Source organism: Sphingorhabdus sp., from assembly GCF_046596595.1.
GTDB lineage: Bacteria > Pseudomonadota > Alphaproteobacteria > Sphingomonadales > Sphingomonadaceae > Sphingorhabdus_B.
Window position 1 is genome coordinate 16,564 of the sequence record NZ_JBKJMB010000060.1, and the last position, 16,991, is coordinate 33,554.

Below are 16,991 nucleotides of genomic sequence, written 5' to 3' on the forward strand. Positions count from 1 at the left end.
TTACCCCTTGAGCAAACGAGCAGCCAATGCAGCGTGATACGTCAGTATTCCCGAGCATCCCGCCCGTTTAAAAGCCATCAGCGTTTCCAGAACGAGCGCATCACGGTCCCCTGCGCCTGCCGCTGCCGCGGCCTCAATCATCGCATATTCGCCGGACACCTGATACGCAAAGACGGGCACGTCGAAACGGTCGCGCACACGGCGGACGATGTCGAGATAGGGCAGGCCGGGCTTGACCATGACGCTGTCCGCGCCCTCGGCAATGTCCATCGCGACCTCACGCATTGCTTCGTCGGTATTGGCGGGGTCCATTTGATAACATTTCTTGTTACCTTTAAGCAGGCCGCTTGACCCGACCGCGTCACGAAACGGTCCGTAAAATGCGCTCGCATATTTGGCGGCATAGGACATGATCTGAACATTGTGATGTCCGTTCATTTCAAGCGCCTTGCGGATGGCACCTACGCGGCCGTCCATCATGTCGCTTGGCGCGATGATGTCCGCACCCGCGTTCGCCTGATTAATCGCTTGATCCACAAGCACAGCAACCGTGTCATCGTTGACCACATAGCCGTCATCGTCAATCAGCCCGTCCTGGCCGTGGCTGGTATACGGGTCAAGCGCAACATCGGTCAGAACACCGATCGCATCGCCATGCGCCTGCTTGACGGCGCGAATGGCTCGGCACATCAGATTATCGGGATTAAGCGCTTCGGCGCCATCGTCGCTGCGGCGGTCGGCTTGCGTGTTTGGAAACAGCGCGATGCATGGGATGCCAAGTTCAATCGCTTCGGCGGCGCGCATGACAATCTGGTCAACCGACCAGCGTGACACGCCGGGCAAAGAGGAAATCGGATCCTGTACCGATTGTCCCTCTGTGACGAACAAAGGCCAGATGAGGTCCGACGGCGAAATGACCGTCTCGCGAACCATATTGCGGCTCCACGCGCTTACACGGGTGCGACGCGGGCGGCTGTTTGGAAAATTAGATATATCGCTCATCCTAACGAGTTAGCGTTTGTTCATGATATCCTCAACGGCTTATCCGCTGGTCAGTGGTCGCCCGACGCGAAGCGTTAGCCGGTCGATTTCCCTCTTGGGCGCTTCATCGGCTTTGGGCGCCGTCCGCAAGGGCGTAAGCGCCGCGCCTGCCTTCACCGATTTCAGGCGTTGGAGGCTCCCTTTGAAGCGTGTGAGGTCGCTGCCCGAAAGTTGAGCGCGCTGCGTGAACTTGACCGACATCGGGTTTACCGCGCGGCCGTTTCGGTACAATTCATAATGCAGATGCGGCCCTGTCGACAGGCCGGTCGATCCTACATAGCCAATGATTTGACCACGCCGGACCCTGCTGCCTGCCCGCGCCGCGATTCTGCTCATATGGCCATAACCGCTTGCAAGGCCGCCGCCGTGGTTGAGCTGCACAAAATTGCCATAGCCGCCCTTGCGTCCTGCATAAGCAACAACGCCGTCGGTGACGGCAAAAATGGGCTGGCCATAGCTCGCCTTAAAATCAAGACCGCTGTGCATACGCATATAGCCCAATATGGGGTGCCGACGTGCGCCGAACCCCGATGTTACGCCCCCATTAACCGGGCGGCTCAGCGCACCTTTGGATTCGCCGACGCCCGAAGCTTCAAACCACTGGTTGCTATCACCCAATCTCCATTTCAACATCTGGATTGGCGATTTGCCATCGCGATCAACCCCTGCATATAACAGATCGCCAACTTTGACTTCGCCGGTTTCAGCGCGCTTATAGTCCATGATGATATCAAATTCGTCCGTGGGGCGGATAGAAGCCAAGGACGTCCGTCCTGCGATCACTTTGAGATAATCCTGAATTGCCCGCGACGGCGCCCCTGCGGCACGTGCAGAACGATAAATCCCTTGGCTACCCACGGTGCCGCGAACGCGCAGCGGCGTCGTGTCGACGTTAATGGGCTTTCGCTTCAGCGTCAGGCCCCCGCCTTGGCGTACAATCTCGAGGTTGAGGTCAAACCGAGCGCGAAAGGCAACCGATTCTACCGGGCGGGCCTGATTTTTGGATGGACGGGTGCCAAGAACGATATCCACCGGTGTGCCAGGTTCAATGTCTGTCAGCGCAGTGACGCCCGAAACCATATTGGCGACATCTGCTGCCTCGCTACCGCCTACGCCTGAACGTTGCAGCACACGTGCAAAGCTGTCGCCGCGGCCCAAAGATGCGGTAAGTTCGATTCGTGGACGCTCCGGACTGCCTGCCAGAGCAACGACCGCATCTGTGGCGGCCATGCGTTTGCCGCTGTCACTGCCATACGCAATCGGCATGATCATCTGTGCACGGGCTTCTTCAAACTCGGCCTCGGTCGGCAGAGAAGGCTGGCTTCCGTAAATCGGGCCATAATCTGGAAGCAGGGCGAGTGCGGCCACGCTCAACACTGTTAACGTACCAAGGCCACGGAACCATCCCAGTGAGCCAATGTCCTCGCCCAGATCGGGTACGAAATCCAGTTCTGCCAACCGGTCGCGCCAACTTGGTTCCTGGATCTGGCGCATAGGCGCGGAAGTCGCATCGGCCAGCAATATATTCGCGTCCCAGCCGGCACCGGCAAGCCGTGTCTCTCTGCCTTCAAACATTGCGAGTATTATCCACGACCCTGTCCCCATCCACCAAGGCTTTTTTGACGCCCACACCCCTGTGACGCCATATGGTTAAAGTCAATTTAAGACACGTTAAGACTAAACTTAACTGCGACCAACAGTGTAAAATCACCGACCAGCGTTGGAACAATGTTCAAAATTGCCAATCGGCCATTAATGCACTTCATTAAATAACCCGCAATGCTATGACCTCAAGAGGTATTTTGGAGATGGCAATGGCCGCTGAACGCATCGAATTTTTTTATGATCTTTCAAGTCCATGGACCTATCTTGCCTTCCACAATCTGGGCGGCGTCCTTGCCCGCACAGGCGCGCAGGTCCGTCTGCGACCGATACTGGTAGGGGGTGTGTTCAATGCCGTTAACCCGTCGGTATACGCAGCGCGCGATTCAGCCGATAACCCCAAATTCAAGCACAGCTGGCGTGTCATGAAAGATTGGGCTGCACTTGCGGGAGTCGAAATCAACTTTCCCAGCGCATATCATCCGGCAAAGAGCGTGCATGCCATGCGTATGGCTTGCACGCTGGCAGATGACCAGAAATCGCTGATGAAATTTACCAAAGCCGCCTTCGAAAGTTATTTTGGCGCGCAGGAAAATCTCGATGATCCTGACACGTTGGTGGCAATCGCACACCGCGTTGGACTTGATGGCGAAACCATGCGCCAGCAGTCACAAACGGATGCTGTCAAAGCTTTATTGCGCGCCAACACTGACGAAGTCATTGCGCGTGGCGGCTATGGTTCGCCAACGATCTTTGTCGACAGTAGCAAAATGTATTTTGGCAATGATCAATTGCCGCTGGTAGAATTTGCCCTGAACAGGAGCCATGTATGAACGACCGCATATCCATTTCGGTTAACAACCATATCGCTGATGTCCGGCTGAACCGTGCGGACAAGATGAATGCACTTGATCCGGCGATGTTTCAGGGGATTATTGCCGCCGGTGCACAGCTTGCGGAAATGAAGGGTGTTCGCGCGGTCGTGCTTTCGGGCGAGGGACGAAGCTTTTGCGCTGGGCTCGATATGGCAAGCATGGCAAGCGGCGGCGCAAGCGCGAACAGCGGGATGGGCAGCCTGACCGACCGGACGCATGGCAACGCCAACACCTTCCAACAGGTCGCGATGCTGTGGCGCAAATTGCCCATGCCCGTGATCGCGGCGGTTCATGGTGTCTGCTTTGGCGGGGGCTTGCAGATTGCAAGCGGCGCGGACATCCGCGTAATCGCGCCAGACGCGCGGCTTGCGGTTATGGAAATGAAATGGGGCCTTATCCCCGACATGGGCGGCTATGCCCTGTGGCGCGGAATGGTGCGTGAGGATATGCTACGTGAACTGACTTACACAAACCGCGAGTTTTCCGGGAATGAGGCATTAACCTTGGGCTTTGCGACCTTTGTCGATGAAAACCCGCATGCACGCGCGATGGCGATTGCCAGCGAAATCGCGAACCGCAACCCCGACGCGATGTGCGAGGCCAAGGCTTTGTTCAACGAATATGCCGATTTGGACGAAGATGCGATCCTTATGGCCGAAAGCGTGCGACAAGCCCGCGTTATCCGCACGCCAAACCAGATAGAAGCCGTGATGGCCGGAATGGAGAAACGCGTCGGCGTATTTACGGATTAACCTGTTTTGACGTGAAGTCGTTCAAATTCATGGCGCAGGTCGTCGGGAATCCTGGTCGGGCCATTGCCGTCGGTTAGCACAATCGTTGTGATGCAGGTCGCCTTGCATTCGCCGCCTTGAAAGGCGGCAGAGGCGATGTCCCAGCTGCTGCTGCCGATCCGCAAGATGCCGCTGGCAATCGCGATATGGGCCGGAAAATGGGCCTCCGCGATATATTCAAGTGCGACGCTCACGATCAACCATCGTTGCCCCGGTGCGCGGCGTTCGACTTCAATAGCGTGATTGAACATGCCGCGGCCATGCTCGAACAGTCCGGCCATCGATACATTGTTGATATGGCCCAACAAATCAAGATCCGCAAACCGCGTCTCGGCGGAGTGGTTGAACGGGTAATTGGCAGGATCGAGCTGCCAGCTTTGCGGTTTGGGCATTTTAATATTCCATATTATTTTGCCGTCATGCTGAACTCGTTTCAGCATCTTACTACCAGCGTGACAAGTAAGACCCTGAAACACGTTCAGGGTGACGGTATTGCTATCTTACTCAGTTCAAAGACCCCGACCGATGAGTTCCTTCATGATCTCGTTCGTCCCGCCGAAGATGCGTGTCACGCGGGCGGCGCGCCACATGCGGGCGATGGGGTATTCGTTCATATATCCAGCGCCGCCATGCAATTGCAGACACGCATCGACCACTTCCCACTGGACATCTGTGTGCCACAATTTTGCAGCGGCACCTTCCTCGGCGGTCAGTTCTTTTTTGTAATGGCGGTTCAGTGCCCAATCGAGATGCGCCCACCCGACCTGCAGCTTCGATTTGATGTCTGCGAGTACAAAGCGGGTGTTCTGGAAATCGAGCAATGGCTTGCCGAATACGATACGATCGCGGCAGAAGGCGACGGTTTCATCAAAAGCCTTTTGCGTGCTCGCCATCGACGACACTGCGATAGAGAGCCGTTCCTGCGGCAATTCGCTCATGAGATAGATGAAACCCTTGCCCTCTTCGCCCAAACAATTGGTCATGGGGACGCGGACATCTTCAAAGAAGAGTTCCGAGGTGTCGGCTTCATCCATACCGATTTTGTCGAGGTTACGGCCGCGCTTGAAACCGTCACGTTCCGCCTCGACGAGGACGATGGACATGCCCTTATAGGCTGGTTGAATTTCAGTGTCGGTCTTGACGCAAACCAAAATCAGGTCGGCATTCTGGCCGTTGGTAATATAGGTTTTGCTGCCATTGATGACGTAATGGTTGCCGTCTTTCTTGGCGGTGGTCTTCATAGCCTGAAGATCGCTACCGGTGCCGGGTTCAGTCATGGCGATGGCGGTGATCACCTCGCCCGAGATCATCTTGGGCAACCAGTGCCTTTTCTGCTCTTCGCTGCCGTAGCTGGTTATGTAGTTGACGACGATGTCGGACTGTAATGAGAATCCCGTTGCTACGCCGCCATAATAAGCCGATTCTTCGTCGACGATGGCGTTGTAGCCAAAGTCGAGGCCAAGGCCGCCATATTCAACAGGGGCGGTCGGGCAAAGCATGCCCACTTCGCCGGCCTTGGGCCAGATCGATTTGGGGACGATGCCGTCTTCCTGCCACTGCTTTGCGTGCGGCGCGACTTCCTTTTGCAGGAACTGGCGGACCGACTGGCGAAACGCCTCATGATCTTCATTATAGGCGGTGCGCGGAATGGTATCGAGTGACATGTGGAATCCCCTGCAAAAATGTCCTGCGGTAATCCCCCATCAATGCCAGCAAGCTGACGCGGGCGTCAAGCCGAATTTAATCGGTTGATTAAACCGGTTCGCCCGCGGCCCGTGCCCGCTCCACGATCGTGCGTTCGGCCTGTGGTACGCTGCGATAGGCGGCAATCAACAAGGCCAGCGCGATCGGGGCAACGGCAATGAGCGACAAAATGCCCACGCGCAAATTGCCCACGAGCTTACCGTCGACCATGCTTCCGGCAAGATCGGAGATTTGCCCGACCATATATGGCCCAAAGGAAAGCCCGACGAGCGTTGTGCCCAGGAAGAACGCTGCGGTCGCGGTGCCGCGCATCCGGGGCAGGACCAGATCCTGTGTGGTTGCCGCCGCCGCACCAAGCGCCGTTGCGCCAAGCATGCCGGCAACGAAGTTCATGATATAGAACAAGGTTGCATTATCGGTGGTGTAGCCAATGCCGATGGGAATGATTGGACCCAAAACTCCAAGGATGATGACCAATATGCGCCCAGCTGGATTTTTCTTCCGTAAACGATCCGCGAAGGCTCCGCCGGCGATCACGCCTAAAAATCCGCTAAGCGCGCCGCTTGCACCCAGGATTCCCGCAAGTTCCTTCTTTGGCAGGCCAAGAACTGTTTCGGCATAAGGTGCCGACCAAAAGGCGAGGGCATAAGCCGCCAGCGCCACAAGGCCGTAGCCGATAGTTGTGCAGATAAACGCTGGGGTACCCCAAATGAGCCGGAACGTGGCGGGGTCCTTTGCGCGCAATGTCGAGGCCCATGAGAAGACGGCGTAATAGCCAAAGCCGACGGCAGACCATTGCGGCAGATTGCCGGTCAGTTGGATCATCGTATACGCAAACACAGCAATACCGGCGCCAGTCGCAAGATTAAGGGCAAGCGCCGTTGGACCACGCTGCCACGCGCCCCACAAGGTAAAGGGCGGCACTATCATAGAAAGATCGCTCGCAAATGTGCGAAACGGAGCGGGATGTGCAGGCGTTGCCAGACCGTCCATTGCACCGCGAACTGGTTCACGCAAAGTGGACACCCATAAGCCCACTAGAATACCTGGAATACCAACGGCAACAAACGCAGCATGCCAACCGACCAAGCCAAGCGGTCCACCTTGCGGGTAAGCCGCGTCCCAAGTCTCGACTATCAGCGCGCCAAGAAACAACGAAACGCCGCCCCCTATGTAAAGGCCCGAAGAGTAGATGGCGAGCGCGGTTGCGCGCTGGCGTTTGGGAAAATAGTCAGAGATCAACGAATAAGCGGTCGGACTTGCCGTTGCCTCGCCAACCCCAACACCCATGCGCGCCATCGTCAATTCAGCCTGATTACGCGCAAAACCAGACAAGGCAGTCATAATCGACCACAAGGCGAGGCCGACCGAAAGCAATTTTACGCGGCTCCAGTTATCAGCCAAGCGGCCAAGCGGGATGCCAAATAGCGCGTAGAAAACCGCAAATGCCGCGCCACCCAAAAAGCCCATATCTGCATCGGTCAGGCCAAGATCGGCCTTGATATCAACCGCTAAGATGCTGAGGATTTGCCGGTCGATGAAGTTTAATATGTAAACAACGACAAGGACCACGAGAACATACCAGCTGTAACTGCTGGCTTCGGGCATTGGTTTTTCCGCTTGCGGAGGAACACCGTTTGGGGTTTCGCCTTCGGCCGTCATGCTCACTAAACTCTCCCGTTTTGGTCGTTATCGACTTGTAGCTTTACGGCTAGCACAACAGGCAATGGGCGCAACCTGAAACGCTATTCAACTTCTAAGTCCATGTGCTTTCGAAAAAATTCCCATAGGGCATGTCGTGTTTCGCTTGAATTTGGACTGATTTCATCCAATATAGTTTGTATGCGGCTATATTGCCGTGTTTTGAGGAGAATTAAGTCATGGCACAGTGGTCCGATCCGCGGGTAACCGGGACCCGGTCAAGCCTTGAAGGCGTTGGCGCGCGCGGCGGCGACCTTGCGGTTGACGCAGGTCTGCGTTCGCACATGCTCAAGGTTTACAACTACATGGCGTCCGGCGTTTTGCTGACAGGCGTCGTTGCGATGCTATTTGCGCAGACTGAATTGGCGCAAAACCTGATGGTCAACCCAAGCCTTATGAGCTGGGTAATCATTTTGTCACCATTAGTAGTCGTAATGGCTATGAGCTTTGGTCAAGGCAAGTTTTCAGCTGCCACTCTCCAGGCAATGTTCTGGGGCTTTGCGGTCCTGATGGGCCTGTCGATGGCGCGCATCTTCATGATGTTCACCGGTGAATCCATTGCGCAAACATTTTTTGCCACCTCGGCATCTTTTGCGGGACTAAGCCTGTGGGCGTACACCACGAAGAAGGATATCAGCGGTTGGGGAAGTTTCCTCGTTATGGGCGTGGTTGGATTGATCGTTGCGTCGATTGTAAACATCTTCCTCGGGTCAGACACCCTGGGTTGGGTTATCAGCGGCGCAGGTGTGCTCATCTTTGCTGGTCTTACCGCTTACGATACACAACGTATCAAGAGCGAATATTTCTACCTGCAAGGACCTGAAATGTTGGGTAAGGCCGCAGTTATGGCGGCATTGACGCTCTATCTCGACTTCATCAACATGTTTCAGTTTCTTTTGAGCTTTCTCGGAAACCGCGAGTAGTCATTAGCCGTTCAGCTAAACCAGATAGAGATGGCCCGGTGGGAAACCACTGGGCCATTTTCTTTGGAATTTGGTCGAACAGGGCTTTTCTTTCGGTGTAAAATCCTGTTGTGCTGATGCTTGGGTAATCGGAGACACGGAACATGCGCCGGGGCGTCAAAAATCTAGCTGCCATCATTTTCATCACTGTCGTCGCCGCATGTGCGCCAGCGCCGGTCAAGGTTGCGCCGCCACCCATACCGCTTCCACCGCCACCGCCACCGCCGCCACCGGCGATGCCATTACCACCGGGCGGAGCTGCATTGTCGATGACGATACCACCTGTTGGCTTGGACGGCGTACGCGTCACGCCCAATCGCGGCCTCAGCCGTGACGAACAAATCTGGCATTTCCGTTCCGCGCTCAACGTTGCGGCGTTGAATTGTCAGGGACCAGTCTGGGGCCAGACTGCGACAGAATATAACAAATTCATTGTTATACATAAGGTTCTACTATCCAAAACCAGCAAATCGGTCGATCGCGAATATGTAAAGCGGTATCCAAAGCAGAATGGACTGCGTATTCGCGACACACGCATGACGGATTTGTACAATTATTTCGCGCTGCCACCCGTGCGCTCACAATATTGCGACATGGCTCTGCGTAAGCTGACTGAAGCCAATTCGGTACCAAAGGAAGCGCTCGCGGAATATGCCATCGGTGCGCTGACCGATATCGACAATATATTTGTCAGTTTTTACGATTCCTACGTGCAATATGAACGCGACTTGGCCGACTGGAATATGAAATATGCACCGCGCCCGGTGTATACTCCATCATCGAACATCATGACCCCGCCGGTGAATTCGCCTCCGGTCGCTTTACCACCGGTCAATACGTCACCACCATCAACGACACCGGTGACGACACCCTCCGTGTAGCAGGGCATTTGACTGTCGGCGTTTAACGCGCGGAATTTGCCTGCGCCTGCGCGATCAACGCTCCATCGATGGCTTTGGCTTCGATATAGGCAGGTCGCACAGTCAATCGGTCGCGGTAGCGCAAAAAGCTATCGCGCTTAGGCATGGTACCGAACTGCGCGCCCCAGACAATCTGGCTACCAACATAGACGTCTGCAGCGGTAAAACGTTCGCCGCAGACATAATCATGTTCGGAAAAATGCACGTCAAGCGCGCCGATCACACGGTCATAGCTGCCATAGCCGAACATCATTTCTTTTTCTGGGGCAGGATCAAAGCCGGCCGCATGGTTGGTCACTGCAGTTTCAACCGGACCAGCAGCGAAAAACATCCATCGATAATAATTTGCGCGTTCGGCGTCGGTTGGCGTGAGGCCACAATCGGGAAACGCGTCAGCAAGATACGCGCAAATGGCGGCACACTCTGTCACCACGTTGCCGTTGTGGACGATTGCCGGAACCTTTCCCATCGGGTTGATGGCAAGATATTCGGGCGCGTTCATTGTTGTGCCATATTCCAGAATATTCTGTTCATATTCGGCGCCAACTTCATGCAGGGCCCACCGCGCAATCTGGCCACGCGACATGGGATTGGTGTAGAATTCGATTTTCGACATGGGGCATTCCTAGCCTGATGAACGTGGTAAATGTGCGTCCTGTAATCCGGCTTTAGGCCATGCTGATATAGTCGCGCATTGCCGCGGCTTCGTTTTCGATTTTTTCAATCCGATGTTTGACCAAGTCGCCGATGGAGACAAATCCGACAAGAGTGTCGTCTTGAATGACCGGAAGATGGCGGATTCGCCGTTTGGTCATAAGTGACAGCGCCGACATTATGGGCGTGTCGGGCGCGACCGTTATGGGAGGCGAGGTCATTGTGTCGGCAACCGTCTTCGTTAGAAAAGCCGCGCCAAAGCGGGCAACGCCATAGACAATGTCCCGCTCGGAAAAAATACCGACAACGGTATCACCGTCGACCACGGGAAGCGCGCCAATGCGGTTTTCCGAAAGCCGCGCCACAACATCACCAACGCTTTCATGCGGCAACGCCGTGAAGACGTCTTTGGTATGATTGGCCAAAATTGCAGAAATAGTCATCGACTCTCTTCCTATGTTCTTGCCCCATGTGGAACTTATAGCATAAGGCGGCCTTATCAACCCATGACTCGTCCCTCGCGCCTTGATGATCCCGATTATGCCAGCTTCGCATGGAAGCGATATTGGCGCCTGATGCGCTGGATGTTTGGCGTAACATTGCTTGTGACGTGTGCGGCTTTGACAACCTTCTGGTGGCAAAATGGCATGGTTTCCATCCATTTCTTTATTGCCACCGCCGGCGCAATTTTTGGTGCGGTGATGTTGACAGCGGCTCTGATGGGACTTGTGTTTTTATCGAGCGGCTCGGGTCATGATGAGGCCATCGAAGATCCTTTCGAGGATGAGGCCGACAGGTGAGTGAAAATATTCGAAACCTTCCGCAACGGAACGATCCAGTTTTACGCGTCGTTCCGGGGCCAGCGGACATCAACGCCAACGGGCATATTTTTGGTGGTTGGGTGCTTGGTATGATGGATCAGGCCGGCGGCATATTGGCTGGCCGGATTGCGCAAGGTGCCTGCGCGACCGTGGCAATCGAAAAGATGGAGTTTATCGCCCCCATATTGTTGCGTGATATCATTTCTGTCTACGCAACGCTTGAGCGGCGCGGGCGCACGTCAATGGGTGTCCGCGTTGAGGTTATCGCAACGCGCGAGCGTGGTCAGCAGGAGGTAAAGGTGACCGAAGGTCTGTTCACATTCGTCGCGCTAGACGACGAACATAAACCAAGACCTTTACCGCAGTCCTGAAGTCGCCGCGTTACCTCGGCGCGTTTCGCCTATTCGGCAGCGGCCGCAACCTCATCATTGTTTTCTGGCTTAACGCGGCGTGCGCGTGGCTTGCGTGCCGGCTTTTCGGCCGCACTTTCCCCATCGTCTGGCGTTATTGCAATTGAAGGCGGCAAGACCGCAAGGTCAAGGCCAACGGGCGCGTCGTCATTGTCTTCCTTAGGATCGCGGCGTGGGCCCCGGTTGGCGTTGCGATTATTTGCTGGGCGCTCGCCGCGGTCTGGACGCTCGGCGCGTTCTGGGCGCTCGGCACGTTCGGGACGCTCCGCTCGTTCCGGGCACTCGGCACGTTCGGGACGCTCACTACGGTCGTTGCGTTCGGGGCGACGTGCGCGTGTGTCGCGTTGCTGACCGCGCTGTTCGCTATCTCGAGCATCGTCATTTGAAACCGGGTCGGAGTCCATGCCTTCCGATGAAGGCTGATCGTCATAATTTGGTGACCGGTCATAATTCTGCGTGCGGTCGTCATTCTGCCAATCGTCGCGGTCGTCGTCGCGTGCATCGTCACGGGGACGGCGCTCGCCTTGCTGGTCCTGACGCGCTTCCTGACGGCTGCGGAAATCGGCAAGCACGCGGAAATAATGGTCGGCAAATTGTAAATGATATTCGGCGTTGACGCGGTCCCCGTTAAATTGGGCATCTTGCGCAAGTTTCTTGTATTTTTCCAACATCTGCGCTGCGTTGCCGCGCGCACGGTTGTCGATCTGGTTTTGATAATCAAAACCGCTGCGGTTGTTATTTTGCTGCCGGTTATTGTTGTTGTTACGCCCACGGCGACGATTGTTATTCTGCTGCTGCCTGTTGTTGGTATTCATCAGGGCTGACCCGTCCTCTGTTTAGCACTTTATAGTTGCATGAAACCCCTGGACCCGATTTGGGTTGCGCTAGGGTCAGCATGACCCTGCAAATACTTCCATCTGCGCTGGGGGCGGCTTCGCGCTAAAAGACCTTGTTAACGGAGCTTTTGCTGCGATGCGCGTTCGTACTAGTCGTTGTAAACTTCTATGCCAAGCGAAAAGCGTAACACCCTTGGATTTCCAGCAAGATCATGTCGCAGTTCAGTCACAAATCCCGCTTCGGCAGCCAAAAGACCTACCGATTCTGCCTGATTATACCCAATTTCAAATAGAGCGACTCCGTGCGGATTCAGCAAATTTGGCAATTGCGGAATCAAAATACGGTAATCGTCGAGACCGTCATCGCCGGCAAATAGGGCAGTGTGCGGTTCATATGCCGAGACCATCGGCGCCAGCACGACATCGTCTTCGATATAAGGTGGGTTACACAATATGAGGTCAAACTTTCCCAATCCCTCGCGCCAGCCCGGTAACGTCCAATCCCGTATTTCCGTACTCGCTCGGTCGGCAAAGCCAAGCCGCTCGGTGTTTTCGCGGGCGACAGCAACCGCCGGAACACTGGCGTCGATGCCAATCCCCTCAGCCGCCGGAAATATCGACAGCGCCGCGAGCAACAGTGCGCCGGAACCCGTGCCAAGGTCAGCGATTCGCGTGGGCGATCTATCCGGACCGAAATATGCAATCGCTGCCTCAAGCAAGGTTTCGCTGTCGGCGCGTGGGACAAGGACGTCTGGTGTCACCCGCAATTCAAGATCCCAAAATGCTTGGGTGCCAGTGATATAGGCCACAGGTTCGTGCGCGATTCGCCGGGTGATCAACGCCGCAAAACTATCCGGCGCAATAAGACTGTGCTGTCGCAGCAGCATTTCTGATCGTTCGATTCCAAGTGCATGGGCCAAGAGAAGTTCAGCATCAAGCCGCGGAGTCGCGCTGACGGCGTCAAGCGCGGCGGTAGCGTCGCGAAGGACAGGGGCAAGGCCGGACATGATCTGGTCCTATATCGCGCAGCACCGAAAGCCCAATTATATAATTTGCGCGCAATGCATCCTTTCGTCCCTGTTGTGCGTTGTTGTCTGTTGAGGGGATCATACGGAAGGACTTAGATGATGAAGAATTTGAAACTCACTTTGGTAACTGGCTTGTCCGCGCTCGCCTTGACGGCTTGCAGTGGTAGCGAAGAAGCACCGGCGCCAACAGCTGACACCGAAGTTGTACAGGACGATGCCATGGCAACTGACACTATGGTTGCGACCGAAGCTACAGGCGACAAGACAATCGTAGCACTTGCCCAAAGCAACCCGCAGGCATCGACGCTCGTAACCGCAGTGACCGCAGCCGGATTGGCCGAAACGCTGTCAGGCGCCGGACCATTCACCGTATTTGCGCCATCGAACGACGCATTTGCCAAGGTGGACAAGGCAACGCTCGACGGTTTGTTGAAGCCAGAAAGCAAGGATAAGCTTGCAGCCCTCCTCAAATATCACGTCGTTGCTGGCAATGTGAAGTCTGGCGACCTCGCCAAGATGATCGCCGACGGCAAGGGCACTGCAACCGTCAAGACGCTTAACGGCGGCAGCCTGAAGGCGATGATGGACGGCGACAAGATTGTCCTGACCGATGCCAAGGGCGGCAAGTCGACCGTAACCGCAGCCGATATGGTTGCGTCGAACGGCACGATCCACGTCATTGACACTGTTGTTATGCCATAAGATTTCGGGTCGCCTCGGTGACCCGAATTCCCAGTCCTCGTAAACCCCCTAGCAGGCATTAGAGGACTAAATCGACCCCGTCCGGAACCCTCCCCCGGACGGGGTTTTTATTGACCCCGCTTATTTAAGCCATACTCTATTTCAGGCCAAGCGCTGCGCGCATGATCTGGTAGATCGTGTTCTGCTCGATCGTGCCCTTCACCAGATAGGCCTTTGGCCCCGCCGCACGCGCCACGACATCCTCGCCGCTATGCGTTTCCGACGGCAGCGGAATCAATGCCTGCTGCTTGTAATTGAGCGCCTGCGTGTCCTGCGTCAACGGGTCAGGCCGCGCCGCGGTGGTGACGGCGCCCGGGCCATTGGCATAGCTCAGGGTCGTGTACCCCTTGCCATCAAGCGCCAGCGAAGCCTTGCCTTTCTGGTCGACGACATTGCCCAGCATCGGGTTGCCGCGCTCGGGATAGCCCGCCATCGTGAAGTTGTGGCTGTGGTCGGACGTCACGATGATCAGCGTATCGCGCATATCGACCTTGTCCATCGCCGCCTTCAGCGCGTCGTTCAACGCGACGGTATCTTGCAGCGCGCGGCGCGCATTGCCGCCATGATGGCCATGGTCGATCCTGCCAGCTTCGACCATCAGGACAAAGCCCTTTCGGTTCTTCGCCAGCAGTTCGATCGCTTTGCTCGTCATTTCGGCAAGCGACGGCTCTTTCGATCCGGTCGCGGTGCGGTCTGCGTCATACTGCATGTGCGACTGCTCGAACAGGCCAAGCAGCTTGCTGGCCTTCTTCGCATCGACCCCGGCAAAGCCCTCGGTATTCCACACATAAGCGCCCTTGGGGTTGGCCGCCTGCCATGTTGCGATTAGGTCCTTGCCATCGGCGCGCTTGCCCATCTTGGTCTGATATTCCGGGTCAGCCGCATTGTTCGGCATGAAATGCTGGCGTCCCCCGCCAAGCATCACGTCAAGGCCATTGCCATGCGGCCATTCGACCATCTGCCGCGCAATGTCGATGCAGCCTTCGGCCTTCGCCGCGGCAGGCATATTGGCGTCGACTTCCCAGTCGCGCTGCGCCGTATGCGCATAAGTGGAGGCGGGCGTCGCATGGGTGATCGTCGCGGTCGAGACGATGCCAGTGGCAAGGCCGCGGTCCTCGGCCAGCTCGAACAGGGACTGCACCTTATAGGGCTCGGTCGCCTTGCAATTGTCCTCGATGGCTTGCGGCCCGACGCCGATGACGCCGTTCAGCGTCTTGACGCCCGCAACCAAAGCGGTCGCGGTCGGCGCGCTGTCGGGCACCTGGCCGTCATGCGAATAGGTCCGGACCAGGGCGGTGTAGGGCAGGCGGTCCATCTGCGCGGTGTAGGACTCTCCGTCGACGCCCTTTTGCTGCCCCTCATAGATCCGCGCAGCGGTCAGCGTCGTGACGCTCATGCCGTCGCCGATGAAGATGATGACATTGCGCGCCTTGCGGTTGTTGGGCTTGTCCGCCTCAAGCCGCGCGAGCTCCGCCGCACCAGCCTTGAGATACCCCTCGCTGGTGGTGATCGGTGGCGTGCCGATGCGGACGGCGACTGGCGCTGGTGCGGCGGCAGGAACAGCAGGCGCTGGCGCGGGGGCAGCGGGCGCAGCAGGCACGGCCTGCGCCAGAAGCGGCGCGGCGACAAGGCAGGACGCCAGCGCAAAGGTGACTGACCGGGTGGATGACAATTTACGCATTCTACACTCCCCAAAAAATTCGTTCGCGCCATCGCAGACCAACATGACCGGCGCGTGACAATGATTGTCCGACCAGATCTGTCTACACCCGTCATTTTCCCTTGGCGAGGGGCTGTGGGGGATGCTCGCTTTTCCTGTCATGCTGAACTTGGTTCAGCATCTTACTATTGAAACGACCTGGAGAAGTAAGATCCTGGAGCCGCAGGCGTGCAACGCACAAACAAGTTCAGGATGGCGAAGTAAGATGCTGAAACAAATTTAGCATGACGAAGGAAGAATAAATGGAAGTGCGCGTGAAGCGGTCGGAGCGGAGGCCAACGGAAGTCTGCGGGTTACGGGCGGAAAGTCACACTAAAGTCTCACCTAAACGCATTTGCATAGGGCTTGGGGTGGGACAAAGAAACGGAGACCGATTACAGCGTGGGATCGCGTATCGCGTGAAGCGCGGGCAATTAATGCATCGCCGGCTGATTGCATGCCCCTGCAGCTATTGGGCGGTTACCGATGTTGAGGGTCTACGCTGACAGACGAAATCCTACATTGCAAGGGGGGAGTTTTCCCGTCCCGATAACGGCCTTCTAAAGCCCGCTACAATCGGGAGGAGGTGCCCTTTATTTCCACTCGATCTTGGTGAAGTTGAAGCTCACCGAATCTGCGGCGCAGGTGGTCAGGACGGGGTCGAGGATTTTGCCCTCTTTGCCGGTCGACACCTGCTGGATTGAAATGGCGTCCATCGTCTGGCCCGCTGTGCAGCCCGCCCATGGCGTCATGCGGGCGGTGGCTTCGCGGATTTTCTGAACCGCGGGCAGCAGCAGGGCGGCGGTTTCGGTGTCAACGTTCGGCGATGCCACGGGCATGGGCTTGTGCATGCGTTTGCCCGTCGCCATTCCTGACGAAGCTTCGCGCGCGGTCTTGATCGTCTTGACGTCGTAACCTGTGGCGCGGGCCGAGCCATCGGGCGCGATTTCAGCGCCGGACTGGACTGAAATCAGCTCAATCCATTTCTCTTTCTTGACATGCGGCAACGCGCCGCCACCAGCGCCGGCAACCCGGCTTTCGCCCGGCACACCTTCAATCTTCAACAGATAATCGCTCGCAGCCTGCGCTGATCCGGCCCAGAACAAGATGATGATAGCCGTGGTCGTCAACGCCGTAGCCGTTTTCAGATGCTGTATCATGGGGGGTCCCTCCTATCCCGTGAGACCCGAGCGTACACCCTTTCGC

General features: G+C 56.4%; 18 protein-coding genes. 7 read left to right on the forward strand and 11 right to left on the reverse strand.

Going from position 1 to position 16,991, the window contains the following annotated elements:
- Positions 1-1,002, reverse strand: coding sequence for a porphobilinogen synthase (gene hemB, locus ACLL9E_RS05840; protein WP_411290801.1), 1,002 nt, complete (start codon positions 1,000-1,002; stop codon positions 1-3).
- 39 nt (positions 1,003-1,041) lie between these two features.
- Complete coding sequence (locus tag ACLL9E_RS05845; RefSeq protein ID WP_411290802.1) at positions 1,042-2,616, reverse strand: M23 family metallopeptidase; 1,575 nt, start codon at positions 2,614-2,616, stop codon at positions 1,042-1,044.
- Between the two features lie 239 nt (positions 2,617-2,855).
- Here ACLL9E_RS05845 and ACLL9E_RS05850 point away from each other — a divergent pair, with 239 nt between their 5' ends.
- On the forward strand, positions 2,856-3,476 hold the full coding sequence (locus ACLL9E_RS05850) for a 2-hydroxychromene-2-carboxylate isomerase (protein ID WP_411290803.1): 621 nt from the start codon (positions 2,856-2,858) through the stop codon (positions 3,474-3,476).
- Positions 3,473-4,270, forward strand: a complete 798-nt coding sequence (locus ACLL9E_RS05855; protein WP_411290804.1) for a crotonase/enoyl-CoA hydratase family protein — start codon at positions 3,473-3,475, stop codon at positions 4,268-4,270. The genes ACLL9E_RS05850 and ACLL9E_RS05855 overlap by 4 nt, the downstream gene beginning before the upstream one ends.
- On the opposite strand, the gene ACLL9E_RS05860 is transcribed toward ACLL9E_RS05855, so the two are convergent.
- The 3 genes from ACLL9E_RS05860 to ACLL9E_RS05870 form a co-directional block, all read right to left on the reverse strand.
- Positions 4,267-4,701 carry an acyl-CoA thioesterase gene (locus ACLL9E_RS05860; RefSeq protein WP_411290805.1) on the reverse strand — a complete coding sequence of 145 codons (435 nt, stop codon included), beginning with the start codon at positions 4,699-4,701 and terminating at the stop codon, positions 4,267-4,269. The two genes, ACLL9E_RS05855 and ACLL9E_RS05860, sit on opposite strands and share 4 nt — an antisense overlap.
- A gap of 117 nt (positions 4,702-4,818) precedes the next feature.
- A complete protein-coding gene (locus ACLL9E_RS05865) occupies positions 4,819-5,973 on the reverse strand; it encodes an acyl-CoA dehydrogenase family protein (RefSeq protein ID WP_411290806.1) in 1,155 nt (384 codons plus the stop codon).
- An 88-nt stretch (positions 5,974-6,061) separates the two neighbouring features.
- Complete coding sequence (locus ACLL9E_RS05870) at positions 6,062-7,675, reverse strand: spinster family MFS transporter (RefSeq protein ID WP_411290825.1); 1,614 nt, start codon at positions 7,673-7,675, stop codon at positions 6,062-6,064.
- 218 nt (positions 7,676-7,893) lie between these two features.
- Between ACLL9E_RS05870 and ACLL9E_RS05875 the strand changes: the two genes are divergently transcribed.
- Both ACLL9E_RS05875 and ACLL9E_RS05880 read left to right on the forward strand, forming a co-directional pair.
- On the forward strand, positions 7,894-8,637 hold the full coding sequence (locus ACLL9E_RS05875) for a Bax inhibitor-1 family protein (RefSeq protein WP_411290807.1): 744 nt from the start codon (positions 7,894-7,896) through the stop codon (positions 8,635-8,637).
- 143 nt (positions 8,638-8,780) lie between these two features.
- On the forward strand, positions 8,781-9,557 hold the full coding sequence (locus tag ACLL9E_RS05880; protein ID WP_411290808.1) for a hypothetical protein: 777 nt from the start codon (positions 8,781-8,783) through the stop codon (positions 9,555-9,557).
- A gap of 22 nt (positions 9,558-9,579) precedes the next feature.
- On the opposite strand, the gene ACLL9E_RS05885 is transcribed toward ACLL9E_RS05880, so the two are convergent.
- Positions 9,580-10,212, reverse strand: coding sequence for a glutathione S-transferase family protein (locus tag ACLL9E_RS05885; protein WP_411290809.1), 633 nt, complete (start codon positions 10,210-10,212; stop codon positions 9,580-9,582).
- A 52-nt stretch (positions 10,213-10,264) separates the two neighbouring features.
- On the reverse strand, positions 10,265-10,693 hold the full coding sequence (locus tag ACLL9E_RS05890; protein ID WP_411290810.1) for a CBS domain-containing protein: 429 nt from the start codon (positions 10,691-10,693) through the stop codon (positions 10,265-10,267).
- A gap of 63 nt (positions 10,694-10,756) precedes the next feature.
- On the opposite strand from ACLL9E_RS05890, the gene ACLL9E_RS05895 reads away from it, so the two are divergent.
- Together ACLL9E_RS05895 and ACLL9E_RS05900 are read left to right on the forward strand one after the other, a co-directional pair.
- Positions 10,757-11,050, forward strand: coding sequence for a hypothetical protein (locus ACLL9E_RS05895; protein WP_411290811.1), 294 nt, complete (start codon positions 10,757-10,759; stop codon positions 11,048-11,050).
- Entirely contained in the window at positions 11,047-11,442 is a 396-nt protein-coding gene (locus ACLL9E_RS05900) for an acyl-CoA thioesterase (RefSeq protein WP_411290812.1), read from the forward strand. Before ACLL9E_RS05895 ends, ACLL9E_RS05900 begins: the two co-directional genes overlap by 4 nt.
- A 29-nt stretch (positions 11,443-11,471) precedes the next feature.
- Here ACLL9E_RS05900 and ACLL9E_RS05905 read toward each other — a convergent pair whose 3' ends face one another.
- Positions 11,472-12,296, reverse strand: a complete 825-nt coding sequence (locus ACLL9E_RS05905) for a DUF4167 domain-containing protein (RefSeq protein WP_411290813.1) — start codon at positions 12,294-12,296, stop codon at positions 11,472-11,474.
- 170 nt (positions 12,297-12,466) lie between these two features.
- Positions 12,467-13,324, reverse strand: coding sequence for a peptide chain release factor N(5)-glutamine methyltransferase (gene prmC / locus ACLL9E_RS05910; protein WP_411290814.1), 858 nt, complete (start codon positions 13,322-13,324; stop codon positions 12,467-12,469).
- A gap of 117 nt (positions 13,325-13,441) precedes the next feature.
- Here prmC and ACLL9E_RS05915 point away from each other — a divergent pair, with 117 nt between their 5' ends.
- Positions 13,442-14,047, forward strand: a complete 606-nt coding sequence (locus ACLL9E_RS05915; protein ID WP_411290815.1) for a fasciclin domain-containing protein — start codon at positions 13,442-13,444, stop codon at positions 14,045-14,047.
- Positions 14,048-14,183: 136 nt separating this feature from the next.
- On the opposite strand, the gene ACLL9E_RS05920 is transcribed toward ACLL9E_RS05915, so the two are convergent.
- On the reverse strand, positions 14,184-15,767 hold the full coding sequence (locus ACLL9E_RS05920; protein WP_411290816.1) for an alkaline phosphatase: 1,584 nt from the start codon (positions 15,765-15,767) through the stop codon (positions 14,184-14,186).
- Positions 15,768-16,378: 611 nt separating this feature from the next.
- Positions 16,379-16,945, reverse strand: a complete 567-nt coding sequence (locus ACLL9E_RS05925) for a hypothetical protein (protein WP_411290817.1) — start codon at positions 16,943-16,945, stop codon at positions 16,379-16,381.
- Between the last annotated feature and the right edge of the window lie 46 nt (positions 16,946-16,991).